The sequence below is a fragment of the Sphingopyxis yananensis genome (assembly GCF_020687785.1).
Lineage (GTDB): Bacteria > Pseudomonadota > Alphaproteobacteria > Sphingomonadales > Sphingomonadaceae > Sphingopyxis > Sphingopyxis yananensis.
This window is the reverse complement of the sequence record NZ_JAJEWI010000009.1, coordinates 60,091-86,151: the sequence shown is the minus strand read 5'-3', so window position 1 is coordinate 86,151 and position 26,061 is coordinate 60,091. Positions and strand designations below refer to the sequence as shown.

The 26,061-nt window shown below is 56.5% G+C and carries 22 protein-coding genes; 7 read left to right on the top strand and 15 right to left on the bottom strand.

The window, feature by feature from the left end; translation table 11 throughout:
- Positions 1 to 35: 35 nt before the first annotated feature.
- On the top strand, positions 36 to 3,035 hold the full coding sequence (locus LKO31_RS11520; protein ID WP_227690712.1) for a DUF2339 domain-containing protein: 3,000 nt from the start codon (positions 36 to 38) through the stop codon (positions 3,033 to 3,035).
- Positions 3,036 to 3,242: 207 nt separating this feature from the next.
- Here LKO31_RS11520 and LKO31_RS11515 read toward each other — a convergent pair whose 3' ends face one another.
- From LKO31_RS11515 to LKO31_RS11465, 11 genes are all read right to left on the bottom strand, one after another.
- Entirely contained in the window at positions 3,243 to 4,484 is a 1,242-nt protein-coding gene (locus LKO31_RS11515; RefSeq protein ID WP_227690711.1) for an NAD(P)/FAD-dependent oxidoreductase, read from the bottom strand.
- Positions 4,485 to 4,489: 5 nt separating this feature from the next.
- On the bottom strand, positions 4,490 to 5,692 hold the full coding sequence (gene pcaF, locus LKO31_RS11510) for a 3-oxoadipyl-CoA thiolase (protein ID WP_227690710.1): 1,203 nt from the start codon (positions 5,690 to 5,692) through the stop codon (positions 4,490 to 4,492).
- Positions 5,693 to 5,694: 2 nt separating this feature from the next.
- Entirely contained in the window at positions 5,695 to 6,468 is a 774-nt protein-coding gene (locus LKO31_RS11505; RefSeq protein WP_227690709.1) for an alpha/beta fold hydrolase, read from the bottom strand.
- Positions 6,469 to 6,615: 147 nt separating this feature from the next.
- Positions 6,616 to 7,263, bottom strand: a complete 648-nt coding sequence (locus tag LKO31_RS11500; protein ID WP_227690708.1) for a 3-oxoacid CoA-transferase subunit B — start codon at positions 7,261 to 7,263, stop codon at positions 6,616 to 6,618.
- Positions 7,263 to 8,000, bottom strand: a complete 738-nt coding sequence (locus tag LKO31_RS11495; protein WP_227690707.1) for a CoA transferase subunit A — start codon at positions 7,998 to 8,000, stop codon at positions 7,263 to 7,265. Before LKO31_RS11495 ends, LKO31_RS11500 begins: the two co-directional genes overlap by 1 nt.
- Positions 8,001 to 8,018: 18 nt before the next feature.
- On the bottom strand, positions 8,019 to 8,804 hold the full coding sequence (gene benD / locus LKO31_RS11490) for a benzoate diol dehydrogenase BenD (protein ID WP_227690706.1): 786 nt from the start codon (positions 8,802 to 8,804) through the stop codon (positions 8,019 to 8,021).
- Positions 8,805 to 8,815: 11 nt separating this feature from the next.
- Positions 8,816 to 9,349, bottom strand: coding sequence for a benzoate 1,2-dioxygenase small subunit (gene benB / locus LKO31_RS11485; RefSeq protein WP_227690705.1), 534 nt, complete (start codon positions 9,347 to 9,349; stop codon positions 8,816 to 8,818).
- The gene (locus LKO31_RS11480; protein WP_227690704.1) at positions 9,346 to 10,701 is read right to left on the bottom strand and encodes an SRPBCC family protein; all 1,356 of its coding nucleotides are present in this window, start codon (positions 10,699 to 10,701) and stop codon (positions 9,346 to 9,348) included. The genes benB and LKO31_RS11480 overlap by 4 nt, the downstream gene beginning before the upstream one ends.
- Positions 10,702 to 10,730: 29 nt before the next feature.
- Entirely contained in the window at positions 10,731 to 11,639 is a 909-nt protein-coding gene (locus tag LKO31_RS11475; protein ID WP_227690703.1) for a dioxygenase family protein, read from the bottom strand.
- Between the two features lie 56 nt (positions 11,640 to 11,695).
- The gene (gene catC, locus LKO31_RS11470) at positions 11,696 to 11,986 is read right to left on the bottom strand and encodes a muconolactone Delta-isomerase (protein ID WP_227690702.1); all 291 of its coding nucleotides are present in this window, start codon (positions 11,984 to 11,986) and stop codon (positions 11,696 to 11,698) included.
- A gap of 3 nt (positions 11,987 to 11,989) precedes the next feature.
- The gene (locus LKO31_RS11465; protein ID WP_227690701.1) at positions 11,990 to 13,147 is read right to left on the bottom strand and encodes a muconate/chloromuconate family cycloisomerase; all 1,158 of its coding nucleotides are present in this window, start codon (positions 13,145 to 13,147) and stop codon (positions 11,990 to 11,992) included.
- A gap of 123 nt (positions 13,148 to 13,270) precedes the next feature.
- On the opposite strand from LKO31_RS11465, the gene LKO31_RS11460 reads away from it, so the two are divergent.
- The 4 genes from LKO31_RS11460 to LKO31_RS11445 all read left to right on the top strand — a co-directional run bounded on the left by LKO31_RS11460 (position 13,271) and on the right by LKO31_RS11445 (position 18,392).
- Entirely contained in the window at positions 13,271 to 14,194 is a 924-nt protein-coding gene (locus LKO31_RS11460; protein WP_227690736.1) for a LysR family transcriptional regulator, read from the top strand.
- A 142-nt stretch (positions 14,195 to 14,336) separates the two neighbouring features.
- Entirely contained in the window at positions 14,337 to 15,662 is a 1,326-nt protein-coding gene (locus tag LKO31_RS11455; protein WP_227690700.1) for an MFS transporter, read from the top strand.
- Between the two features lie 22 nt (positions 15,663 to 15,684).
- A complete protein-coding gene (locus LKO31_RS11450; protein WP_227690699.1) occupies positions 15,685 to 16,875 on the top strand; it encodes a benzoate/H(+) symporter BenE family transporter in 1,191 nt (396 codons plus the stop codon).
- 26 nt (positions 16,876 to 16,901) lie between these two features.
- Positions 16,902 to 18,392: an alginate export family protein gene (locus LKO31_RS11445; protein WP_227690698.1), complete on the top strand. Its 1,491-nt coding sequence runs from the start codon at positions 16,902 to 16,904 to the stop codon at positions 18,390 to 18,392.
- Positions 18,393 to 18,802: 410 nt separating this feature from the next.
- Here the strand turns inward: LKO31_RS11445 and LKO31_RS11440 are convergent, their stop codons facing one another.
- From LKO31_RS11440 to LKO31_RS11425, 4 genes are all read right to left on the bottom strand, one after another.
- Positions 18,803 to 19,972 (bottom strand): alpha-hydroxy acid oxidase, encoded by a 1,170-nt coding sequence (locus LKO31_RS11440; protein ID WP_227690697.1) that lies wholly within the window; start codon positions 19,970 to 19,972, stop codon positions 18,803 to 18,805.
- Positions 19,957 to 20,655 carry a Fe2+-dependent dioxygenase gene (locus LKO31_RS11435; protein ID WP_227690696.1) on the bottom strand — a complete coding sequence of 233 codons (699 nt, stop codon included), beginning with the start codon at positions 20,653 to 20,655 and terminating at the stop codon, positions 19,957 to 19,959. The genes LKO31_RS11440 and LKO31_RS11435 overlap by 16 nt, the downstream gene beginning before the upstream one ends.
- An 82-nt stretch (positions 20,656 to 20,737) precedes the next feature.
- Positions 20,738 to 21,586, bottom strand: coding sequence for an energy transducer TonB (locus LKO31_RS15010; protein WP_265104631.1), 849 nt, complete (start codon positions 21,584 to 21,586; stop codon positions 20,738 to 20,740).
- A gap of 116 nt (positions 21,587 to 21,702) precedes the next feature.
- Entirely contained in the window at positions 21,703 to 24,108 is a 2,406-nt protein-coding gene (locus tag LKO31_RS11425) for a TonB-dependent receptor (protein ID WP_227690695.1), read from the bottom strand.
- Positions 24,109 to 24,488: 380 nt separating this feature from the next.
- On the opposite strand from LKO31_RS11425, the gene LKO31_RS11420 reads away from it, so the two are divergent.
- Both LKO31_RS11420 and LKO31_RS11415 read left to right on the top strand, forming a co-directional pair.
- Positions 24,489 to 24,812: a UxaA family hydrolase gene (locus LKO31_RS11420; RefSeq protein ID WP_227690694.1), complete on the top strand. Its 324-nt coding sequence runs from the start codon at positions 24,489 to 24,491 to the stop codon at positions 24,810 to 24,812.
- The gene (locus LKO31_RS11415) at positions 24,809 to 26,050 is read left to right on the top strand and encodes a UxaA family hydrolase (RefSeq protein WP_227690693.1); all 1,242 of its coding nucleotides are present in this window, start codon (positions 24,809 to 24,811) and stop codon (positions 26,048 to 26,050) included. The genes LKO31_RS11420 and LKO31_RS11415 overlap by 4 nt, the downstream gene beginning before the upstream one ends.
- Positions 26,051 to 26,061 lie beyond the last annotated feature (11 nt).

Here is a 26,061-nt window from a genome sequence, read left to right as displayed (position 1 = left end):
TCATGGCGATGCTCTTTGCATTCAGAAATCTTTGGATGAGACTGAAAGCCAGCGAGAAAAATCTTCAAACTCTCTCGCGCCGCTTGGCCCAGCTTGAAAAAGAGGTGGCGGACCGGTTGACTGCCCAAAGCCGACCGACAAGGAGTATGGCAAGGCCGTGGTCCCATAATGTGGCGGCGAAAATCTCGGTTGATCAAGCTTCTATACCCGAGGCACCTTCTGATAGCGGTGTGCAGCCTAGCGATCCGCCTTCCTTGGCTGACGCGCCAACTGCTGTTGCGGCGGCGACAAGCCTGCCGCCTGTTGTCGGCGCATCGGAAGAGCAAATCGCCCCTGCGCCAACCGCGCCGCCATTGGCGGCAAAAACTGCCGCCAAACATGGTGATGCAGCGCCCGCGCAGCCCCTCGTTAATCGATTTGAGAATCTTTTCGGGCGCACTTTGCCGATATGGGCGGGCGGTTTGACCTTGGCTATCGCGGGTCTGTTGATCGTACGCTATGCGATTGATGCAGGATTTTTTGCCCAAATTTTTACGCCAACGGTTCAGATATTTGTCGGCGCAATTTTTGGCGCAGGCTTGATTGGTGCGGCGGAATATGCGTGGCGCAATGATGATAAAGTTCGTGATCCCCGCATTGCACAAGCCTTGTCGGGGGCGGGCATTTCCACCCTATATACAGCGATTTTGGTCGCGGCGAATGTCTATGGCCTAATTGGGCAAGGCGCGGCGTTCATCTTGCTGGCGATTGTAACGGCGTCGGCCATGGGGCTGGCCATGCGGTTCGGCTTGCCCACGGCGATCCTCAGCCTGATTGCAGGCCTGTCCGCGCCTGCTTTGGTCGGTTCGTTGGAAGATAATATTCCAATCCTCACCCTATATTTGGCTGTGACGATCGCGGGGCTGGCGGGTGTTTCGCGGGGCAAAATGTGGCCTTGGCTGGCGCTCGCTGCGCTGGTTGGCGGGATGGGCTGGGGGCTGTGGATTATCGCGGCCGGCACGGCGCTGGACATGATGAGCAGTGTGTCTGTTGGTTTGTTCATTCTCCTGTTGGCGGTGGCATTCCCGATGTTTGCCTATCACGGGCCGCGTTCGGCCGCTGTGCAGGTGGTGGCTGCGGGCATCGGCGCATTGCAATTGGGACTGTTCGTGACAGCGGGCGGTTTCTCTTTGCTGCATTGGAGTTTTTTCGTGCTGATCGCGGCCGCGGGGCAATGGCTGATATGGCGCGACCGCAGCCTGTCGATCATTGGCAGTATCAGCCTGCTCTTGTCTTGGGCGTTGCTGTCGCCCCTATGGCCTGACCCCAGCCCGTTTTGGTTTGCGATCATTGGCGGCGCATTGCTGATGCTTCATGCGGTTCCGCTGGTCGCAAGGCTGTGGACAGTGGGCGAAGGATGGCGTTCCACCGTTGAATATTGTTTGATCGGTCTGTCCATTCCTTTGCTAAGCAAGATGCAGTTCGACGCCATCAGCGATGCGGGATTGGCCTTGCTGGCAATGGGCGGAGCCGGGCTGATGGGCGTCGCTTTATGGCGCGGCTGGGCGGTCGACGAACGGCATCATGATGCGCGTTTTGCGGTCATCACTGGCACAGCGGGCCTTTTGGCCGCGTTGGCGATGGGCGTGCTGACGCCGCTTTGGATGCTGCCTTTGGTGATGGCCTTGGTGGCAGCGGGCGTCATGATATTTGCGAGCCTAGCGCGGGATCCGCGAACAGAGCGGGTGAGCGGCATATTCCTGATCATGGCGCTTGCTGGACTGTTGGCCACGCAGGCGGACAGCATGACCGCGTCCGGTCCATTTTATGCGGGCAATGGCCATATGCTCCAGTCGATGCTGCGTTGGGGCGCATTGGCTGCGGCAGGCTTGTTGTTGATGCTGCGGGCGGGGACTATGGCTGTCAGCCGCGTTGGGCAAATTATAGCGGCGGCAGGCTTGTATTTCACCTGTTCTGAGGTGGTTCCCGCGCCATTCATCGCCTTGCTATGCGCCCTTGGCGGCGCTGCCTTGCTAGTGAGCAGCCGCCGATATCGGCCCGAAAGGCTGATGACGGCGGCCCTGGTTTTTGCATTGATCAACCTAGCGTGGGCATCAAAATCCATTTCCGCATGGGGCGGCGAGGCGGCATCGTCGCTGGTTGCTGTGCCGTTTGACATTCGGGCTATACCCCTGAGCTTGGGTGATGCCGTGCAAATCCTGTTGCTGCCGTCCGCAGTTTATGCGGCTGCGCTGGTTTATTGTGGGGATCGCTTGGCGTGGATTAACCGTATTGGCGCGATGGCGCTGGCTGGCGTGATGGGCAGTATGGCGCTTCATATTTGTTATCGTTGGATATTCTTGTCCGTGATGGGCGACGAATTCGTGACCAGCGGCGTGTTGCAGCGTATGATCTGGAGCGGGCTAGTTATGGCGGTTGGTTGGTGGCTGTATCGGCGCGGGCACGTCGCTGCGGCGATGGCCGCCACGGCGGCGGCGACGGTCTATTCATTATTCTACAGTCTTGTTTTGCACAATCCATTGTGGGCGGACCAAGCGGTGGGGGTTTGGCCGCTCGTTAATCTGCTCTTGCCGCTTTATGGGCTGGCAGGCTGGGGTGTCTGGCAATTGGTCCGAATGAACCCATGGCCATGGTTGAAAGTGGAACGGGCAGGGCAAATTATCACCATGTTGTTGGTGAGCGGTTTTGCATGGTCTGTTTTGCGCCAAATTTTCCACGGCAGTTTGTTGACGCAAAGCGGCGTGACGGGGCCGGAAAATATTTTGCGTTCGGTGCTGTTGGTGGCTTTGGCGATTGGATTTTTATTATGGGGTATTCGCCGACAGGCGCATGATTGGCGCATTGCGTCGCTGATTTTGATGATTGGCGCGGTCGGCAAAGTCTTTTTGTTCGATGCGTCTGGGCTGGAAGGCTTGGCCCGAATTGCGTCCTTCATCGTCTTGGGATTCAGCCTGATTGGGATTGGCTGGCTATATAGTCGCCAGCTTGCCCCTGATCAGGCTCGGCGGGATGGGGAGCCGATTGGGGAACTGTAATGGGCTGTGGATGACCGCGAGCGGATAAGAATGGGTCGGCCTACGCTCGCCTCATGTCATGACGTTGCGGCGCATATTGGTCTGAAATCACATGTGAAATACTACCCATTGATGCTGACAGGCAATATTGCGGCGTCGGCTAGGCTTGGGGAGCCTAGCCGACGCCATTGGGTTTCAATTCTTAGCTGTGTTATGGGTTGACCAAGGTTATAGTAGGTCTTTGAGCGCAATAGATGGGTCGGCCAGCTTGGCTTTGTTGGGGCGCGATTTGGCTTCGACCAATTTTCGGCCTTGGACATAATCTTTGACACGGTTCACACAATCCAGCGCCAATATTTGTCCGTCCTTGAGGTAGATGACGCTGAAAGAGCCGCTGTCGGGTTCACCGCGCACGATGGTGTCATCATAGCCGATGTTCAGCCCCACCGTCTGTAATTTCAGCCCATATTGGTCGGACCAGAACCACGGCGTCGCGTGATATTCGGTTGGCTGACCGCAGATGTTTTTTGCAGCGCAAGTCCCCATGTCATTGGCATTTTGCACGGATTCTACGCGCAATTTCTGTCCATCGGCAAAGGCGCAGGAAAAAGCCGCACAATCGCCAATGGCATAGATGTTGGGCAGGCTGGTACGGCAATAGGCATCGACGTCCACGCCATTGTCGCCTGCGGCACCAGCCGCCAGCAGCGGCGCGACGGCGGGGTTGATGCCAATGCCAACAATCACGGCATCGGCGGCCAGAATGTCACCATTGGACAGGCGCACGGCGCGGACATGGCCATTGTCGCCTTCGATGCCAGCGACCATCGCGTCGGTGCGAATGGATACGCCGTTGTCGCCATGTAAAACGCGGTAATAATCGGACAAGGGAGCCCCCGCAACGCGGGCGAGCAAACGCGGCATCGCTTCGAGCAGGGTAACGCTCAGCCCCATTTTGCGCAGCACGGCCGCCGCTTCAAGGCCAATATATCCGCCGCCGATGATGACGAAATTTTGCGCGCCAGCATCCACTGCCGCCATTAAGGCATCACAGTCTGCGCGCGTGCGGACAGGATAGAGGCCGCCGAGGTCCGAGCCTTCGGACATCAGGCGGCGGGGGTCCCCGCCCGTGGCCCATATCAGGTCCCCATAGGAAATGGTGGCACCATCGGCGAGGGTTAGGGATTTGGCCTTTGCGTCAACGGCAACAACTTCGCTGTTCAGGCGAAACGGAATGTCGCGTTCGGCCCAAAAGGAAATAGGGCGAATATAGAGCCGTTCAAATGGCTTTTCGCGGGCAAAATATTCTTTGGACAGCGGCGGGCGTTCATAGGGATAATCGGCTTCGCGGCCGATCACCAAAATGCTGCCGGAAAAGCCATTTTGCCGCAGGGCGGCAGCGGCCTGTGCGCCGCCATGTCCCGCGCCAACAATCACCACATCAGCGTGGTCGGCGGATGTTTCGGTCATGATGATTATACCCGTTCCAAAATCACGGCCAAACCTTGACCCACACCGATGCACAAAAAGACCAGCGCATAACGGCCCTGTGTGCGGTGCAATTCTTCGGCGGCGGACATGGCGATGCGTGCGCCGGACATGCCCAGCGGATGACCCAAGGCAATCGCGCCGCCATTGGGGTTGACGCGGGGGTCGGCGGGGTCGACATCCAAATCGCGCAAGCAAGCAATGGCCTGTGCAGCAAAGGCTTCGTTAAGTTCGATCACATCCATTTGCGCCATGGTCAGACCCGTGCGCGCCAGCAATTTGCGTGCGGCCTCGATGGGGCCAACCCCCATGATGCGCGGAGCAACGCCAGCGGCGGCCATGCCGATGATACGCGCGCGGGGCGTCAGGCCGTGGCGGGTCGCCGCGCTTTCGGATGCGATCACCATAGCGGCAGCGCCATCATTGAGGCCCGAGGCATTGCCCGCCGTGATGCTGCCATCAGCCTTGACCACCGGCTTGAGCTTGGCCAGCGCGTCTAGGCTGGTGGCGCGCAAATGTTCGTCGCGGGTAAAGAGGATCGGGTCGCCCTTGCGCTGGGGCAAGGTGACGGAAATGATTTCGGCATTAAAGCGGCCCGTCTCTTGGGCGCGCTGTGCTTTTTCTTGGCTGGCGAGCGCGAAAATATCTTGGTCTTCGCGGCTGACCTTCCATTGCGTGGCAACATTTTCGGCAGTTTGCGGCATGCTATCCACGCCATAAGCCGCCTTCATCGCTGGGTTGATAAAACGCCAGCCCAGCGTGGTGTCTTCGATTTTTTGGTCACGGCCAAAGGGGCTGCCAGCCTTGCCCAGCACATAAGGGGCGCGGGTCATGCTTTCTGCGCCGCCAGCGATCAGGAAATCTGCGTCGCCGCTGCGAATGGCTTGGGCAGCGATGCCGACCGCATTCAGGCCAGAGGCACATAAGCGGTTAACCGTGGTGGCGGGCACGGTTTCCGGAAGGCCGGCCAGCAAAACCGCCATGCGGGCGACGTTGCGATTGTCTTCGCCAGCTTGGTTCGCACAGCCCAAGATAACGTCATCAAGGGCAGCCCAATCGATCGCGCTATGGCGTTCCATCAACGCCTTGATAGGCAAAGCGGCAAGATCATCGGCGCGAACGGTTGAAAGCGAGCCGTTCAACTTGCCAATGGGCGTGCGAACGGCGTCGCAAATAAAGGCGTCTGTCATGATTAAGCCGCTTTCATAAATTGGAGGATGGATTGCGCCAGCGCTTCTGGTGCTTCTAGGGGCGCAAGATGCGCCGCCTCTAGGGCTTGATGCTGGGCGTTGGGGATGGTCGCGACCAGATAGTCGGCGTGACCTTCATAGGGGGTGCTGGTGTCGAGGGTTCCGCTGATGACCAAGGTCGGCGTCGCAATATTTTGAATGCGGTGCGACAGGTCCATATCGCGAATGGCGGTGCCGCACGCGGCATAGCCTTCGGCATTCATGGCCAGCAATTGACGGCGCACCGCTTGGGTGATCGCGGGTTCGGCTTGATCGGATAAAAAGCGCCCCATTGCCAAATCGGCAATAGCGGCCATGCCATCGCGGCGCACGGTTGCGACGCGATTGTCCCATGACGCGCTGTCCATGGTGGCGGATGTGCAAATGGGAAATAGCGCCGTCAACCGGTCAGGAGCGCTTAGCGCGGCCTCCATCGCGATCATGCCGCCCAGTGATACGCCCGCGATGGCAAATTGCGATAGTCCAGCAGCATCGGCAACGGCCAATATATCTTGCGCCAAATCGGAAAGCTGGATGTCGCCTGTTACGCAGTCGCTCGCGCCATGGCCACGTGTGTCGATGCGCAGCAATTGCAAATGCGGGCGCAAATAAGGCAGCATCGCATCCCATAAATCCATATCGGTGCCGATGCTGTTCAGCAGGATCAGGGCAGGGGCACCATCGGGGCCGTCATGTTTCCAGTAAATATTGGCGTTGGGGCGAGCGGTAAAAGGCATGGGAGAAAAGCTCCGTTAAAAAATCGGCCCAAATAGACATCGCTGGCGCCATTTTATGGGCTGCGCATAGGCGCGCGCAAATGGGGCGCCGAAGCAATATGGGTGTGCCGTGGGGTTTGGGGCGAGCATGACCCCACGGCAAACTGGTTATACCAAATCTAGCACGGCGAGTTTCGCGCCGGTTTTGTCGATCACCTCTTGGACCGTGACGTCTGGGGCCAATTCCACAAGGGTCAGGCCGCCATTTTTGCGGTCGACGGCGATCACCGCCAAATCGGTGATAATCAAATCGACACAGGCTTTGCCGGTTAGCGGCAGGCTGCATTTGTCCAAAATCTTGGGCGTGCCGCTTTTGGAGACATGGTCCATGACCACAACCACGCGCTTTACACCAGCGACCAAATCCATCGCTCCGCCCATGCCCTTGACCATTTTGCCGGGCACGGTCCAATTTGCGAGGTCGCCATTGGCGGCCACTTCCATCGCGCCCAGTACGGCCATGTCGATATGGCCGCCACGGATCATCGCAAAACTATCGGCGCTGGAAAAGAAGCTGGAGGTTGGCAGGGCCGTGATGGTCTGCTTGCCAGCGTTGATCAGATCGGGATCTTCTTCGCCAGCATAAGGGAAGGGGCCAATGCCCAACATTCCATTTTCACTTTGCAGCGTCACCTTCATGCCTTGGGGCACATGATTGGCGACCAAAGTGGGAATGCCGATCCCCAGATTCACATAAAAGCCATCGCGCAATTCTTGGGCTGCGCGGGCGGCCATTTCGTCGCGGGTCCAAGCCATTATGCTGTCTCCTTATCCGCATAAGATGCGGTGCTTATGGGGCGTTCGCGCGTGGTCAGCTTTTCGATGCGCTTTTCATTGAGGGTGCATTTCACGATGCGATCCACAAAGATTCCGGGGGTGTGGATATTGTTGGGATCAAAGCTGCCATCCGGCACAATTTCTTCGACCTCGACTACGGTGAATTTGCCAGCGGTGGCCATGTTGGGGTTGAAGTTGCGGGCGGTGTTGCGGAACATCAAATTGCCCTCGCTGTCCGCACGCCATGCTTTGATAATCGACAAATCGGCACGCAGCCAATTTTCGCGCACATATTCTTCGCCGTCGAAAATATCGGTTGGCTTTCCTTCGGCCACCACCGTGCCGACGCCGGTCTTGGTGTAAAATGCGGGAATGCCAGCGCCGCCTGCGCGAATGCGTTCGGCCAGCGTGCCTTGCGGGGTCAGTTCCAATTCCAGCTCGCCTGACAGATATTGTGTTTCGAACAGCTTGTTTTCGCCCACATAGGACGCGATCATTTTCTTGATCTGGCGGGTTTGCAGCAACATCCACAGACCAAAGCCTTCGGCGCCGGCATTGTTGGAAATGACGGTCAAATCGCGCACGCCCGATGCCTTGATTTCAGGGATCAAGCTTTCGGGATTGCCCGACAGGCCGAAACCGCCCGACATGATGGTCATGCCGTCAAATAACAGGCCGTCCAATGCAGCCTTGGGGCTATCAAAAATCTTGCTCATATTATTTCCTTTGCCCGATCAGCCAATATCGCCGCCAGCAACTGGCAAAGTGCTGCCCGTGATATAGCTGGCTTCGTCGGAAGCGAGGAACAAAATGGGGGCGATTTGTTCTTCCAGACTTCCGTAGCGTTTCATGAAAGCGGACCCAGTGACCTGTTCTACGGCCTCTGCCATCCATGCTTGTTCTTGCGCATTGTCGCCTTCGGCGTTGCGGGGAACGCGGCGCTGCGGCGCGCTGGTGCCGCCGGGGGCGGTGGCGACAACGCGAATATTATGTTCGGCATATTCCATCGCCAAGGCTTGCGTCAGGCCGTTTACGCCGCCCTTTGCCGCGGAATAGGGCACCCGGCGAATGCCGCGTGTGGCGTTGGACGACAGGTTCACAATGGTGCCGCCGCCTTGGGCCAGCATGACATCCAGCACCGCGTGGCAGCAATAAAGGGTCGGCATCAGGGAGCGGCGAATTTCGGCGTCAATTTGCGCTGGTTCAAAGGCCGCATAGGGGCGCATCCGAATGGCACCGCCGACATTGTTGATCAAAATATCCACACGGTCATAAACATCGCGCGCGGCCTGAATGGCCGAGGCTGCGCCATCATAGCTTTCAAGGTCGCACATATGGGATTGGGCGGTGCCGCCCGCTGCGATAATCTCTGCCGCCACCTCTTTGACAAGGTCAGAACGGTCCACCAACAAAAGGCTTGCCCCTTCGGCGGCAGCACGGCGTGCAACGCCCGCACCAATGCCTTGGGCCGCGCCCGTGATAACCATGATTTTATTGGCAAACCGCCCTGCAAAGATCATCGGATCAACCCTCAGAGATGGTAAATATCAACGACTTGGTGGATGTAGTCATCCTTCAAGACGATTTTCTTTTTGGTGATGACAAAGCCCACATCGCTTTCTTTCAGCGTCACGAACGCGGTGCCGAAAAATTGCTGCGTCTTTTGATAGCGGTGGCTGAGCGTTTGCCAATTATAGCGGACATCCACTTCGCCATCCCGCGCGGCCAGCACCTCGATATTCGCGAGGAAGTGGCTGGTGCGCGCTTCGGGTGTGCTGGCCGAGCTACGCTCGGTCTTCAGGCGATAGACACGATCTTCCAATCCGCGACGATTGGCATAATAGATGAGCGAGATTTCCCGCTGCGGATCAGTGGTGAGTTCATCATCATCCGTCCATGCAGGCACCCAATATTCCACCTGATCATCATAGCAGGCGAGCCATTCGTCTAGATCACGATCATCGAGCAGGCGCGATTCCCGAAAGAGAAATTCGCAAATCTGGCGATAGTCGTTGAGGCTAGGCTGGGCCGCAGGGCCGGTGGTGCTTTGCGCCAGAAGGGTCATTCTGCTGCCTCCAATTGCGTGATCGTTTCCGCTTCGACTTTCAGGCCAGCCGCGATGGTGGCGGCCCAATATTCATGCTGGGTAACGAACAGTCCTTCATCTTCGCTGCGTTCGCTGGACAACAGCGGGTTCATGCCCATGGCGGTAGCATTGGCATCAGGGCCGTGAATCCAGCGCTGCGCACCGCGCGACAGATCGTTCCACAATTGGCCTGCGCCTTCATAGGCGGATTGGCAGCTGCGGAATTCTTCCAAATCATCAGGCGTGCCCATGCCGGTAACGTTGAAGAAATCTTCATATTGGCGAATGCGATGGGCGCGATCTTCGGCGCTTTCGCCCTTGGGTGCATAGCAATAGATGGTCACTTCGGTGGTGTTCACATCGATCGGACGCACAACGCGGATTTGCGTCGAAAATTGATCCATCAAGAACACATTGGGATAAAGCGCCAAATTGCGGGTCTGTTCCAAAATGAACTTTGCGTTGTCCGCGCCCAATTGTTCGGTCAGCGCATCCTTGCGGTTCCAAATGGGGCGTACTTCAGGGTTCAGCACCTGTGTCCACAGCAGGATATGGCCGTTTTCAAAACCATAAACGCCGCTGGCAGGGGCCTTGGACCAACCATTGGCGTCCACTGCCTTGGTGCCGCCTTCGGCGCGGCGTCCCATGGTCGATTGGTAATTTTCGTGCACGCTGCTGACATGATAGCCATCGCAGCCATTTTCCATCTGCATCTTCCAATTTCCGTGGAAGGTGTAGGTGGAATTGCCGGTCAGAACCTCAAGACCTTCGGGGGCTTGGTCGACCATTTGGTCGATAATCACCTTGGTTTCGCCCAGATGGTCGACCAATGGGGCAACGTCATGGTTGAGCGAGCCAAAGATGAAACCGCGATAGCTTTCGACCCGTACGCGGGTCAGGTCGTGCGAACCATCTTTGTTAAAGCTATCGGGATAGGCACCGGTGCTGACATCCTTGGCGCGGAGCAGCGTGCCGTCGGTCTTGAAGCTCCAGCCGTGGAAGGGGCAAACGAACAGCGGCAGATTGCCACGCTTGCGGCGGCACAGCTTTGCGCCGCGATGCGCGCAAGCATTGACCACGCATTGCAGCACATCATCCTTGCCGCGCGATAGGATTACTGGCGTATGGCCGATCCATGTGTTGAAAAAATCATTCTTTTTTTCAATCTGGCTTTCATGGGCCAGATACACCCAATTGCTCTCGAAGATATATTTCATCTCCATTTCGAACAATTTGGGATCGGTGAACACATCACGGCGGCAACGGAAAACGCCGCTGTTGGGATCGTCTTCGACGGCGGTTTCCACCCGGTGGATCAGATCGGCATACATATCAGGCAATCCTATATTAAGCGCGGCGCTTAGGCGCTGGGTGTGTCGACTTCGGCACGGCGGCGAACCGAGAAATGTTCGTCATCGGCGCCGGCTGCACGCTGCATCTGGAAATCAAAGGCGATATAGGCCGTGTCGCCTTGGCGATTGGGCACAGGCAGCAAACCTTCGCGGGTCCCAAAGGCAAAATCATCCTTGGCGAACGGATCATCGCCAAAATTGATCTGCGTTGTCAGCGTGCGATAGCCTGGTGCTTCGATGAAGAAGTGCACATGCGCGGGACGGTTGCCGTGACGGCCAATGGCCTGCATCAAACGGTCGGTCGCTCCGCCGGGAGGGACGCTATAGCCGCTTGGTTGCTTGCTGTGGAATGCATAATGGCCATCATCGCCCAGCTTGATGCGGCGGCGATTGTTGAACGGCGTTTGTTCCGTCGTCGGGTCAAAATGCGAGTACCAGCCCTTGCTGTTGGCATGCCATACATGGACGATGGCGTTTTTCACCGCTTCGCCATCGGGGCCGGTAACGGTGCCTTGCATATGCAGCACTTGGGCACCTTCGTCGGGATCAACCGTCAGATTCACATTGCCTTCGACCAAGGGGGCCCCGGCAACATAGAGCGGGCCTTCGATGGTGCGCGGGGTGCCGCCCGTCAGGCCAGCTTCGGCATCCTTGGCATCCATATAAAGGTCCATGAAATGCTCAAGGCCAACGCCGGGGATGATCAGGCCGATTTCGTCGATGCCATCAACAAAATATTTAATGGCATTCCAAAATTCATTTTCGGTCACATCATATTTGACGATGGTGGTCATGATGGATTCCGTCAGGTCGCGCATTATGGCCTTTAGGCGAACATCGCCTTGGCTGTCGTTCACGCCTGCTGCACGGTCCAGCAAGGTTTGGATCGGTTCAGATTTTACGAAATTAATGTCCACGGACACTCTCCTAAAACTTATAATATTCAGCGATTAGAGGGAGAAGGCTTGTGGCCTTAGCGATCATCGGCATGCGCAGACGATGGATGGCGGCACAAAGGCGTGATCTTCATCGTCATGAATGGATAGAGCGGCAGGCCCATCAACAGATCGTGCAGCGCGGTGTTGCTTTCCACGTCAAAGATCGAGACGTTGGAATATAGGCCCACTTTGCGCCAGATATGACGCCATGTGCCGGCGGCCTGCAATTCTTGGAAATAGGCTTTTTCGGCCGCTTTGATGCGGGCCGCTTCGGCGGCATCAAAATCCAATGGAATGTTGACGTCCATTTCAACCATGAACAGCATGACTTATGCCTTCTCAGTTACAAGGTGGGTGGTGGGAGCAGTAGAATCGCGACGGAAATGCGCGATCTTGTCGTCGTCGAGGGTGACGCCAAGGCCTGCTCCTTGCGGAATGACCAGCGAGAAATCTACATATTGCAAAGGCTCACTCAGAATGTCGTCGGTTTGCAGCAACGGACCAAATAATTCGGTTCCCCATGCTAAATGCGGCAAGGTGGCAAAAAGCTGCGCCGACGCTGCGGTGCCCACGCTGCCTTCCAACATGGTGCCGCCATACATGCCAATGCCTGCTGCATGGCCAATAGCGGCGACCTCTGCGGTGGCGAACAAACCGCCAGATTGCGCGATTTTGAGGGCGAAAACACCAGCCGCATGGGCGGATGCAATATGAAAAGCGCTGCGCGGACCATGTAGTGCTTCGTCGGCCATCAGCGGGATAAGCTGTTGTTGGGTCAGGCGGGCCATCGCTTCGATATTGTCACCAGCGATAGGTTGTTCGACCAAGTCGCAGCCGACATCATGCAGCATGGACATGCCCAGCTTGGCCTGTTCTTCGGTCCAATTTTGGTTGACGTCGACGCGCACACTGGCCCGATCACCCAAGGCTTTGCAAATGGCGCTGACATGAGCGACATCATCGCGCACATCGCGTTTGCCAATTTTCAGTTTGAAGATGCGGTGGCGGCGCCGATCCAGCATTTCTTCGCCTTCGGCAATGTCGCGGGCCGTGTCGCCGCTGGCCAAGGTCCATGCCACAGGCAGGGTATCGCGCACCGCGCCGCCGCCGATCAACTGCGAAATGGGAACGCCAAGGCGTTTTCCGGCCAAATCCAGCAAGGCTGTTTCCACCGCGCATTTGGCAAAATGATTGCCGCGTACAGATTGTGCGATTTTCGCCATGGTCGCGCCAACTTGCGAAATGTCACAGCTTTCGAGCACTGGCAGAATATAGGTGTCGATAGCGTTTTTGATGCTTTCGGGGCTTTCGGGCCCATAGCTTAAGCCGCCAATGGTGGTGCCTTCGCCAAAGCCTATTATGCCATCAGAGTCCGTCAATTTTACGATCACCATCGACTGATAATGCATCGTGGCCATAGCCAGTACATGCGGCCGAATGGTTGGAATATCGACGATAAAGGTATCAACTCTTCGCAAAGAGACCATCGCGTCCAGGCTCCCAACTATGTTAAGAAATACTTGTAAGTTCATGTTGAAGCTAGTGGATGATTCTCTGCCCCGCAAAGATCAATGCGGTAAGTTGTCCATACTTAGAAGGTATATGTCATGATTGATCTGCGGCTTTTGCGCTATTTTGTGGCGGTAGCAGAGGAAGGGAATTTCAATCGCGCGGCAGAGCGATTGCATATCGCCCAGCCGCCTTTGTCCCGTGCGATGCAGCAATTGGAGGCCCATTTGGGGGCAGAGTTAATTGATCGGTCCGAGCGGCCTTTTCGCTTAACGTCCGTTGGGCGCTTGCTGCATGGGCAGGCCTTGCAAATGTTGGCGCGCATGGAAGATGTGGAGGCGATGGTCAGGGCCACCGCATCCATGGGCCGGCGACGCTTGGTGATCGGATTTGTCGCGTCGACCATCTATGCCCGCTTGCCCGAATTAATTCGCGCTTATCGCAAATTGGACGAAAGCTTGGAATTGGTTCTGGTCGAAAGTTCGACGCTTGATCAAATCTCCGCGCTGAAGGAGGGGCGGATTGACATTGGCTTTGGTCGCATTCGCTTTGAAGATCCGGCTGTGCGCCGTATCATTTTGCGCCGTGAAAAAATGATGGTCGCGCTGCCCGCCGCACATGTGTTGACGCAACGTGTGGGGCCGATATCGCTGAATGAGTTGGCCGAATATCCGCTAATCCTATACCCCAGCAGTCCACGGCCAAGTTATGCTGATCAGGTTTTGGCGGTGTTTCGCGATCATGGCAGCGAGCCCAAGGTGGCGCATGAGGTGCGCGAACTGCAAATCGCCATCGGATTGGTGGCGGCAGAGGAGGGGATATCCATTGTGCCGGAATCCGTCCAGCGCGCCCGTAGTCATGATATTGTTTATCGCGATTTGGTGGAGCCCGCCAGCACGCCGATCATCATGAGTTACCGCGTCAGCGATCGTTCGCCCGGCGTCGCGTTGATGGCCCATGTCATTGCCAGCAAATATAAAGATTGGGGTTATGATGTTCCGGCGGCGCTGTTGCAGGAATTTTAGCGACGGAAAGCCCAAGCTTTCCGTAGCGGCAAGGAAAAAGCATACCTTGGTGATATAGTCGCCGGACTTAAACGGTATTTGTCGCGATAATTTTGGTCTGACAGGTTGTTCCTTAACTAATTGGTTTGAGGGAGAGTCTGACATGGGTGTTGTTAACGCCAGCCAGATTATTGATGAAGCAAAATTCAGTAAATTTCATTTAAAAATTATCGCCGCATGTGCATTGTTACTGATTGTTGATGGGTATGATGTATTTATCTACGGGGTTGTTCTTCCAAGCCTGATGCAGGATTGGCAGTTGACTGCTCCGGAAGCAGGGGCATTGGCCAGTTGGGCCTTGCTGGGGATGATGTCCGGCGCGCTTCTATTCGGGCCGCTAGGGGATCGGATTGGCCGCAAAGCCTGTATCGCCATTTGTTTTATTCTGTTCAGCGTGGCGACCTTCCTGAGCGGATTCGCAACAACACCCGTCATTTTCGGCCTGTTGCGCTTTGCCGCTGGTTTGGGATGTGGCGGGTTGATGCCCAATGCGGTGGCGCTGACCAATGAATATGCGCCCAAGCGCATGCGCAGCACCTTGGTGGCGCTGATGTTCAGTGGTTATGCCATTGGCGGTATGGTCGCCGCGGGCCTTGGCATTTGGATGCTTCCAGCCTTTGGTTGGCAAGCGATGTTCTTTGCTGCGGCTGTTCCGATGTTGGCTTTGCCGTTGATTTTGCGCGGCCTGCCGGAATCTATCGGCTTTTTGATCCGCAAGGGCAAAGATGACGCCGCGCGTGCGGCTTTGACCAAAATCGTTGGTGGCCCCGTGGGCAATGGCGCATTGCAATTTGAAGATAGCGGTTCGCAGCGCGCGTCGATTGCGGAATTGTTTCGCGACCATCGCACCGTCGGCACCTTGGCGATGTGGGTCAGCTTTTTCTGCTGCTTGTTGATGGTCTATGCGTTGGGTTCGTGGTTGCCGCAATTGATGCGCAGCGCGGGCTATAGCTTGGGCAGCAGCCTGTCGTTCCTGCTGGCTTTGAACTTTGGTGGTATGTTTGGCGCGATTGCGGGGGGCCGCTTGGCCGATCGCTTTGGCCTGCCGCGTGTCGTGATCGGCTATTTCCTGTTGGGCGCGATCTGCATCAGCTTGCTGGGCTTCAAACCGCCAATGGTCGTGCTGTACTTGCTGATCTTTATCGCAGGCGCGGGTACAACGGGTACGCAGATCTTGCTTTATGCATGTGTGGCAGATTTTTACGCGCTGGCCGTTCGCTCGACCGGATTGGGCTGGGCGTCTGGTATGGGCCGTGTTGGCGCGATTGTAGGACCGATGCTGGGCGGTGGTTTGTTGGCGGCACAATTGCCGATGACCCTGAACTTTGTGGTCTTTGCTATCCCAGGCGTCATCGCGGTTGTGGCGACGATCATCTATTCGATCAGTCGCCGCAAAGCGCAGGCACGGGCATTGGCCGTCGCGGCCTAAGCAAAGATAAAGATAGCGAATCATGCTGACCCAATCTGCATCCAAGCTGTCGATCAATGTGATTCCGGCCATTATCGCCGGAATCATTGCCACCACCATTTCCTATGCGGGCCCCTTGGTGATTATCTTCCAAGCGGCGCAAAGCTTGGAACCAAAGCTGGTCGTTTCTTGGATATGGGCAATCAGCATTGGCAGCGGTTTGCTGGGCATCATCATGAGTTGGCGCTGGCGTGTGCCAGTGGTGATTGCTTGGTCCGCCCCAGGGTCCGCTTTGTTGGTGACGATGTTGCCCCACACCGATTTTGCGACGGCTGTGGGGGCCTATATCATCGCCAATGCGGCGGTGCTGATTGTGGGATTATCGGGCGCCTTTGATCGACTGCTACGTTTGTTACCTGCCGCGATTACGTCGGCCATGTTGGCTGGAATATTGTTCCGATTTCTGATCGATATGGCCGGCGCCAGCACATCTGCTCCGTTGATGGTCGGCGCGATGATGGCCGCATTTTTCGCAGGGCGAATTATCGCGCCGCGCTATGCGGTGGTCGCCGTGTTGGTAACGGGCTGTGTGATGACGTGGCTGGCAGGTAATATGTCAGGACCATTGCTGTCGCTGGAGGTAGCGCAGCCGGTGTGGACCACGCCCAAATTTGATTGGGCTGCTACGCTGAGCATCGCCCTGCCTTTGGCAGTGGTGTCGCTGACCGGACAATTTTTGCCGGGCATCGCCATGCTGCGATCGCATGGATATGATCGCCCAACAGCCAAGCCCTTATTGTCCTTCAGCGGTCTGACATCGATCCTGTTGGCACCTTTTGGGTGTCATGGCCTGAATGTTGCGGCCTTTACAGCGGCAATTTGTGTGAGTTCCGAGGCGCATGAAGACCCTGCGAAACGCTATGTTGCGGGTATTTCTGGCGGTGTCACCTATTTGGTTTTCGGCTTGTTCGCGGCCAGTGTGCTGGCGTTATTTGCGGCGTTGCCCGTCGCGCTGATCGCGGCCTTGGCAGGTTTGGCGCTATTTCCGGTGGTCGCACAATCTTTGGGTGATGCGATGCGCGCCGCCGAAGGGCGGGACGCAGCATTATTCACCTTCGTCATTTCTGTTTCCGGCATCAGCTTTGCCGGACTGGGCTCGGCCTTTTGGGGGCTGATTTTCGGCCTTCTCGTGCATCTGCTTCAACGCAGCGCGCACAAAATTTTTATGAAATAAATTTAATATATTACGGGAGTTAATCTATGTTGTTCGCAACCACCCCTTTGCTGGCGGCTGCGTTGGTGCAGCCTGCGCCTTATGCTGCACCTGCTACGACCATCGCCGCTGACACTGTTGTTGTTGCTGGCACGTCGGCTATTTTGACGGGGCCTGCGGCGGAGACGGCATCCACGGTCGCAGATGCACCCGCTTCTGTGCCGCTGCCGGCCAAAGCGCCCAAGCCCGCCTTTAAGCCGATTAATCACGAAGAAGATTACTCTGCCTTTCGCGCGGTTCGCGACCAAAATGACTGGACGCGGTTAAAATATATCCCCTTGGGCGGTGATAGTTATGCCAGTTTGGGCGGCGAATTGCGCCTGCGCGGCGAATATCGTGGCGGGGAACGTTATGGCATGATCGCACAAGATGATGACGGTAATTTCCAAATCCGCGCGCGCCTGTGGGGCGACGTGCATGTGGGCGGCGTGCTGCGCGCCTTTGTTGACATAGAACATGCGCAAAGCTGGGGCTTGGACAGCCTTGTGACCCCGATTGATCAGGGTAAGGCAGATATCCACCAAGCCTTTATCGAAGCGCGCTTGCCTGTGGGCGAAGGGCAGATTAGCGCCCGCTTTGGCCGCCAAGAAATGGGCCTTGGTAGCTTCACGCAATTTGATATGCGCGAAGGGGCCAATGCCCGCCGTTCGCAAGATGCGCTGCGCATCATGGGGAAATTTGGTCGCTGGGATGGCGGCTTATTTAGCGGCTATGCCGTCACCGAGAAATTGGGCAGCTTTGATGATGTGCGGAACAAGGATTTCCGTTTTCGCGGCGCGCATTTGACCCATCAATGGGGCGGCGGTGCAGAAAGCCTGCGGGTTGAGGGGCTGTTCATTTCGTCGGACCGTGCGACCTTGCGGTTCAACAATCTGCCCTTGGGGCATGATGACCGCAAAACTTTGTCGTTGCGTGCGGTCGGGGCAAAGCAAGGCTGGACCTTGGAAGTCGAACGCCAGCAGCAATGGGGCGATTATGGCGCGCTGAGCATTGACGCCAATTTCACCAGCGCGACCTTGGCGCATAGCTGGACAGACGGTTGGAAGCCGCGTGCGGCATTGCGCTTTGATCGCGGTTCGGGCGACAAAGATCGTCATGATGACAAGGCCGGCACCTTCGCACCGCTTTTTCCTCGTCCGCTGACCTATAATGGCGATTTGGGGTATCAAAATATCACCGTGCTACAGCCGATGATCAGCTTTTTCCCTGCATCGCGTTTAAAGATGGACGCATCGGTGGCTGGGCTGTGGCGGACGCAAAGTGACGACGCCATTCACGCTTTGTCGGGAGCGATTATTTTCGATAGCGCGCAAAGCGACGAACGCTATTTTGGCACACGTTATACCTTGTCGGGGCAATATAGCCTGAACCCGTTCACTACCCTTGGTTTTTATACCAATTATACAGATGTGACGCGGAATTTGGTGGGCGGAAAGGATTTATTCTATGCCGCCACTTATTTGACCTTCCGTTTCTAAGCATCATGGCCCGTAACGGCGGGCAAGCCAGAAGCTATGGGCGGGACCGACAATGCTAGGGGCAGGGCCTATGTATTTCACGTTCGAGGCGTCGAAATGGCGAAGATATCAGGTTCGGGTGGACGCAGCGGGTAGCATCGCTACCCGCAAGGACGAACGAGCCTGAGATCGAAGCCATTTCGGCGTTCCGTAGGGATTTGACCGATAGGCCCCATGGCTTCGTCGAAAATCCTTGGAATATTTTCATATTCCTTCGTCTTCCCTCCTCGCCCTGCGGCCTATCGCCTCAAACCTCGATCGCGAAATACATAGGTCCTGACCCTCGAAAGGCCATGCATCCCAGATGCCAACCCCAATGCGTTATTTTGCTGGGCTCTCCATCGCGGACAGCGCTTGTGTCCGCCGGTTCGTTAAGGGGACCAAAGTAGGTCTGGTCCCAATTGGGCGGGGGATGTGCGGCCAAGCTGTGCCATCGCCAATTCCAATTCCGCGCGCAGCAAATGCAGCATATGGGCGCAGCCCGGCATGGCGGCGACGGCCAGCGCGTGGAGTTGCGGGCGACCAATAAGCACGGCATTGGCGCCCAGCGCCAAGGCTTTGACGATATCGGTGCCCGTACGAAAGCCGCTGTCGATCAACAGGGGGTAATCTGGCCCCATCGCCTGCCGTATGAGCGGCAGGGCCGACAAAGGCGACAGCAGGCCGTCCAGCACGCGGCCACCATGATTGGAGATGACAATCGCGTCCGCGCCATGGTCGGCGGCTTTGCGGGCATCATCGGCGGACAATATTCCCTTGAGGATCAGGGGAAGGTCCGTGGTCTTGCGCAGCCATGACAGGCTGTCCCATGTGGGGGCGGATTGCATCAATGGTGACCCGAATAAAATCTGGCCATCATCGGGGGTAGAACTGACGCTGATGCGTTGCATATCGCGCAGATTTTCGGCAGTAATGCCATGGGGCAGCGCGAAATTTGACCGCTTTATGGCCGCGTCGATCGTCAGCACAATATGGCCATAGCCTGCGGCTTCTGCGCGGCGGATGAGTCGTTCATTATCGGCCCTATCGGCTTGCCAATAAAGCTGGAACCATAAGGGCGGGCAGGGGCGGTTTAGCGCCTCGGCCGCTGCACGGGCGGCGTCAGCGATATCCTCAAGCCGGAAACTGGACAGGGTGCTGACCATCATGGGCACGCCTATGGCCGTCGCCGCGCGGATTGCCGCGATTTCGCCGTCAGGGTGGGCCAAGCGAAGATAAGCTACGGGTGCCAGAAATAGCGGAGCGGCGTAGGATTGGCCCAATAAGTCGATGCGGGTAGAGGCCCCCGTCATGTCCGTCAGCATTTGGGGAATAAGCTGAAAACGATCAAAACAACTTCGGTTGTCGATCAAGGATTGGCCGTGACCCGCACCGGATTGAATATGCCGCCATGTTGCGGCGTCCATATGATGCGCCGCAAGACGCTCATAATCCGCCAGCGTTTCGATATGCGCGGGAATTTGGTCCAAAGGCGGGTGGGGCGCGGCGGATGCAGAAGCACTATGTGCGACATCCATATCCATCGTCAATTTTCGACCCATGAACGCATCAAATTATGATAAACGCCGGTCAGCGATGCAATCGCTTGATTTTCGCCCATGGCCTCGGTCCGCGCCACATCTTGATTCAAGGATTGAATTGCCTGATCCATGGTGAATAAAATGTCGCGCTGTGCTTGATTGCGGATCAAGCTTTGAACCCAGAAAAAGGAAGCGAGCCGTTCGCCGCGTGTTACCGGTTCAACGCGGTGCAGGCTGGTACTGGGGTAAACCACCATATCACCGGCGGCCCATTTGATGCGCGTGTCTTGGGCATGGTCGGTGATGACCAATGCCCCGCCGTCATAATCCTCGGGCTCGTTCAGAAAAAGCGTACAGGACAAATCGGTGCGGACATAGCCGCTGCTGTCCGGAAGGGGGAAAAGCGCATTGTCAATGTGATTGCCATAGGTGCCGCCGCCAGTGTAGCGGTTGAAACGCGGCGGCAACACTTGCTTGGGCAGCGCAGAGGCGATGAACAATGGCGCTTGGCCCAAGCGCGCGATAATCAGTTTGCCAATTTCATTGGCGGCGGGGTCGTCCAGCGCCAATTGCTGATTTTGTTTGACCTGCACCGCTTGGTGTCCCGCCGTTGCGCGCCCATCTTGCCATGTCGCGGCCGCCAATTTTTGACGGATATCGCGCAGGTCGTCGGGCGAAAGCAAGGATGGGATTTTTACGATCATGTCAGCTTTGGTTCCTCATGCCAGCATCAGGGGCCGGAGCGGTCGCAGGGCAGCGGCAGGCCCAGCGGCGATGATATTGACCTTAGGGCTTTTCCTGCAAAATGAACGGGATTTCAACCAGCCCCTGAACGATAACGGGCGCACCGTTGCGCAATGTGGGCGACCAACGCCAGCGGCGGACCGCTGCCAAGGCGGCTTGGTCCAATCGCTGATAGCCGCTGCTTTTGCTGACGCGAATGTCCGAAACTCGTCCATCCAAGCCCAGTACGAGGCGCAGAATAACAATGCCTTGTTCGCGAAAGCGCCGTGATTCCGATGGGTAGCGCGGCGGCGTGGCCGAAATCATACTGCTGGACATGTCGCCGGCATTTTCCACGGCGGGCGGGCTAGGCACCGCAGCGGGGCTAGGCGATGCATTGGGCGCTGGGCGGTCATTTTGTACTGGCGCGGGCGCGGGCGGGGGCGGTGTATGGACCGCGACAACAGCCTCTATACGCGGGGCATCAACGGGCGGCGGCAAGGGGGTGGGCGGCAAGGTGATTGGCGGGGGCGTCAGCTTTTGCGGTTGGGGTTCTGGTGCTGGGGGCGGGGGCGGCGGCGCTTCGATGGATAAGACGTTGAGCCGTTCGATTTTGGTTTTCGTGACCATGCTTTGGCCCGCCATCACGGCCGAAAAAGCCAAAGCGGCGATGCCAATAGCAGCGGTCAGGGCGGGGACATTGGTTCGTTGGTGGGCACCATAGCGCGTCGGCGCGGGCAGGGGGGAGTAGGCGGTGTTGCCCTTTGGCGCTGCGGCAGGGGCAGGGGGGGATGAGCTCCGCTGGTCGGACGGCGGCATGGCGTGAAAATTGGCCTTCCCATTTCCTGCTCCGCTGGATGCGGAGCGAATATCGGAAATCATCATATTATCACGAGGCTTGGTTGTGCCCATGGCCAATTGTCCAACTAAATGTGGCAACCCAAGGCATGATCATGCCTTAGGTTGCCATTTGCTATGGTGTGACAGGGCCGGCATGTCGCTTGGGTCCTGTCACGATGTGACAGACGTCAATATTTCAAGCTAAGCGTTGCAAAAGCGGAACGTCCAGCCGCGATTTGGGCGAAGTGCGTGCCATAGGTGCGATCATAATAACGCTTGTTGGCGAGATTTTGCACATTGACCCGCAATTCGACATTTTTCGAAAGCTCTGCCGAGGCTGTTGCGTCGAAGCGCCAGTAACCTGGTACGCTGCGGTCCGCCACGCCAACATTGGCAATATTTTGGAAGTTTCCATATTGCTTGCTGTTGTAAATGGCACCGCCGCCAATTTGGAACTGCTCTGTCACGTCAAAGGTCGTCCATGCGGTGAAGCTGTGCTTTGGCGTGTTGGGGAAAGGGCGACCATTGCTGACATTGTTGGGACCAGCATAGCGTATTTTGGCATCCATATAGGTATAGCCGCCAAAGATATTCCAGAACGGCAAGGGTTTGCCGTTAAACCCAAATTCGACGCCATCGATACGGCGTTCGCCGATATATTCCAAAAAGCCGTCGCTGTTGGTGGTGCGGGCATTGGTTGTTTCGGTGCGGAACAAGGCCAGATTCAACGCCAATGCGGCATCGAACAATTCCCATTTGGTGCCGATTTCATAGGATTTGCTATTTTCCGGCTTCAAATCCTCGAGCGTGATTTTACCCGCTGTGACGCCAATATTATTCCCATCGGTGCTTTCGCCAACCATCGAACCAACGGGCGTGGTCGATTTCGCGAAGTTGACATAGATGCTGCCGTTGGGCGTTGGCTTGAACACCAAGCCAGCTTGATAGTTGAAAAACTGGTCTTTCAACGACAAGTCGGCACCGCCCACAGTGCGGCTGCGGGTGCTGTACCAATCATAGCGGGCACCCAAGTTTAGCAACAAGCTGTCGGTGATGGTGACCGTATCCGCCGCATAAATGGCGTAGGTGGTCGCGGTGGTGAAGTTATTGGCGGCATTTTTGGTGATGGGCGTTGGGGTTACGCCGTCAGCCGCATAATTCACCCAAGGATCATAAGGGTTGGGGTTGAACAGGCTGGTGCAGTTATAGTTTGAGCCTGCGCCAACTTCGGTCGTCTGGCCTGCGCCCGCTCCGGCATTGTTGCAGCGGCGCGATGTAAAGCTGGGGTTGGACCCGTTGGTGATGCTGGTGGTGGTGCCGGGCAGGGTGGTGGAGCCCGTGTTCACCGCATAGGTGCCGCGCTTGGATTGTTCCCAACTGAAATCCAAACCAGCCGAGAAGCTGTGCCGGATGCCGCCGGTTTCAAACTCGCCCGACAGGTCGAGTTGGTCCGCAAAACTGTCGACGACAGAATGGCGGGTGTTGGTACGGCGCCAGACCTTGCCATTCGCGACATTGCCCTGACTGTCGTCCGGCTGGGTCAGGATATAGGCTTGCTGAACATTGGCATATTTTGCGGTGTTGCGAACACGCAATGTATCGCTGATGTCATGTTCAAAGCGGAACATCGCTTCGTCAACATTGGTGATACGAAAATCGCGGTTGGCGACGCCGTAAAAATTGCGGCGCGACACATGTTGACCGTTCACCATCTCGGCCGGACCAACATGCAAGATGCTGGGGTCCGCTGCCACGGCGGCTGCCGTCAAATTGGCTGTCGCGCGTTCAAATGGCATGCCGGGGTCGGGCATGTCGTCCGACTGCATGTGATAATAGTTCAGATAGGCACGGGTGGAGGTTCCAAGGCCAAGCGCCACCGAAGGCGAGATGCCCCAACGCTGATTGGTCACAACGTCGCGGCCTGCGACATCGGCATCATGATACATGGCGTTGAGGCGAACCGCGATGGTTTCGCCAAGCTGCATATTCGCATCAAGCGTTGCGCGCTTGTAATTTGCGGTCCCATAGCTGAGGTCCGCGCGCACATCTTGGCCCAAATGCGGCAGTTTGCTGACCAAATTGACGCTGCCGCCAGCGCCGCCGCGGCCGCCCATCGTGGAATCGCTGCCCTTTACAACCTCAATTTGTTCAATCGCAAAAATTTCGCGAGATTGGCCGCCGACACTGCGGATGCCATCCAAATAGGTGCTGCCTTGCGCGTTAAAACCGCGAATAATGGGTTGATCGCCTTGGGGGTTCCCGCCTTCGCCCGCGCCAAAGGTGACGCCGGGGATGGTCCGCAACGCTTCAACGAAAGTGGTAGAACCGCTTTCTTGAATGACCTGTGCTGGCAAAATGGTGATGGATTTTGGCGTGTCGACCAATGGCGCGGTATATTTGGGGGATGCAGGCTTGTCGATCTTATAGCCTTGCTCGTTCAGAACCGTGTCTGTGACCGTCACGCCACCCAGACGCGGTGCGTTGCTGTCATCTTGCTGGTCTTGCGCGACCGCGGGAACGGCCATCAAGCTGACGCAGCTTAATGCAAGATAGGCCGCATTTTGGCCGGCGGCGCGATTCTTTGTGCGAGACACTAGTTTCCCCTTGAACACGATAGGCGAGTCTGATTTTTCTTGAGATGCTATTGAGAATAATTCTCGTTTGCTGCAAGATGTTTTTCGAAATATTTGATGAAATATTTTTGATCTGAAATTTTTGTTCTGATTTTTTTATTTTATTTCGAATGCTTATGGGCCGAAATGCCAATCGGGAATGTGTGCGGCATATGGCGCACCTTGTGCATCGACCCGAATGTTGGGGTCTGCTATGCCATGATGTTTTCGTATATGAAAATATAATCACATTTGACAATTCCGCTATGGGGTGACTAATCCCTCTGCGCGGCGATGATGCAAAGGGTTTTGGGCTGATTGCCACGAAATCGGTGCCGCGCATGATGATGGAGGATAAGTCTGTGGATAGTGCGAATGCCGCTGATCATGCCTTCTTATTGCTCGACAGCAGCGACAATATTTTGATTTGCACATGCTCGGTGTCAGCGGGAACCATCGTGTCTTTTGAAGGCGCGGCGGTGCGTTTGCGGGATGATATTGGGCTGGGACATAAGGTTGCGCGTTTTGCCTTGGCGGCGGGTGACAAAGTATATCGCTATGGCTTTCCTATCGGCACGATGATCCATGCTGTGGAGCGCGGCGGCCATGTGCATCATCATAATTTGGCCAGCGATTATATTGCAGCGCATGGCCGCGATGCGTCATCTGCGGGGAATGAGCCATGACCGGTAAGGCGCAATTTGTGATGGATGACGAAGGCCATATTCAAGGCTATTTGCGGCCCGATGGCCGCAAGGGCATTCGCAATGTCACCCTTGTAATCTATTTGGTCGAATGTGCGCATCATGTGGCGCGGGCGATTGTGACCAAATGCGATGACCCGTCGGTTCACCTGATTGGTTTTCCAGGTTGTTATCCCAATAGCTATGCTTTTCAGATGCTCAGCAGACTGGCCACCCATCCCAATGTTGGCGGCGCTGTGCTGTTGTCCTTGGGCTGCGAAGGCTTTGACCGCGCAAAATTGATGGAGGATATTATAGCCAGCGGTCGGCCCGCCGAAAAGCTGGTCATTCAAGAGCTAGGCGGCACCCGGGCGACCATAGAGGCTGGGATTGCAGCGGTGGCACGCGTTAAGGCGAGGGTCGAGACCGCCCCGCGCGCGGTCATGGCGGTCAGTGAGTTGGTGGTCGGGACCATATGCGGTGGGTCAGATGGTACGAGCGGGATCACCGCCAACCCTGCGGTTGGTCGCTGTTTCGACCAACTGATTGACGCGGGTGCGACCTGCATATTTGAGGAAACAGGCGAATTAATCGGCTGCGAACAAATTATGGCGGAGCGCGCCATAACGCCGCAATTGGGGCAAGAGATTGAGGCTGCGGTCGCCAAGGCCGCCGCCTATTACACTATTTTGGGATATGGCAGTTTTGCACCGGGAAATGCCGATGGCGGATTGAGCACCCAAGAAGAAAAATCGCTGGGCGCTTATTCCAAATCGGGGCGGTCGCCCATATCGGGTCTGATCAAGCCGGGGGATATTCCGCCATCATCTGGCTTATATTTGATGGACGTTGTGCCTGACGGAGAGGTGCGTTTTGGGTTCCCTAATATTTCGGACAATGCCGAAATCGTTGAGATGATCGCATCGGGTTGCCATTTGATTTTGTTCACGACAGGCCGTGGGTCAGTCGTGGGGTCGGCCATTTCGCCGGTCATCAAAATTTGCGCCAACCCCGAAACCTATGACCGCATGGCCGAGGATATGGACGTGAATGCCGGACGCATTTTGCGTCAGCAAGCCAGCCTTGATGCGGTGGGCGACGAAATTTTCGACTGGACGCGAAAGGTAGCGAGCGGCACGCAAAGCGCGTCCGAAGCGATGGGGCATCAGGAGTTTATCCTGACTTACAAAAGCTTTGACGCGGTCGGGCCAGCCTGTTTGCCGCGTGCAAATCGGGTCTAAGATTTTTTGTT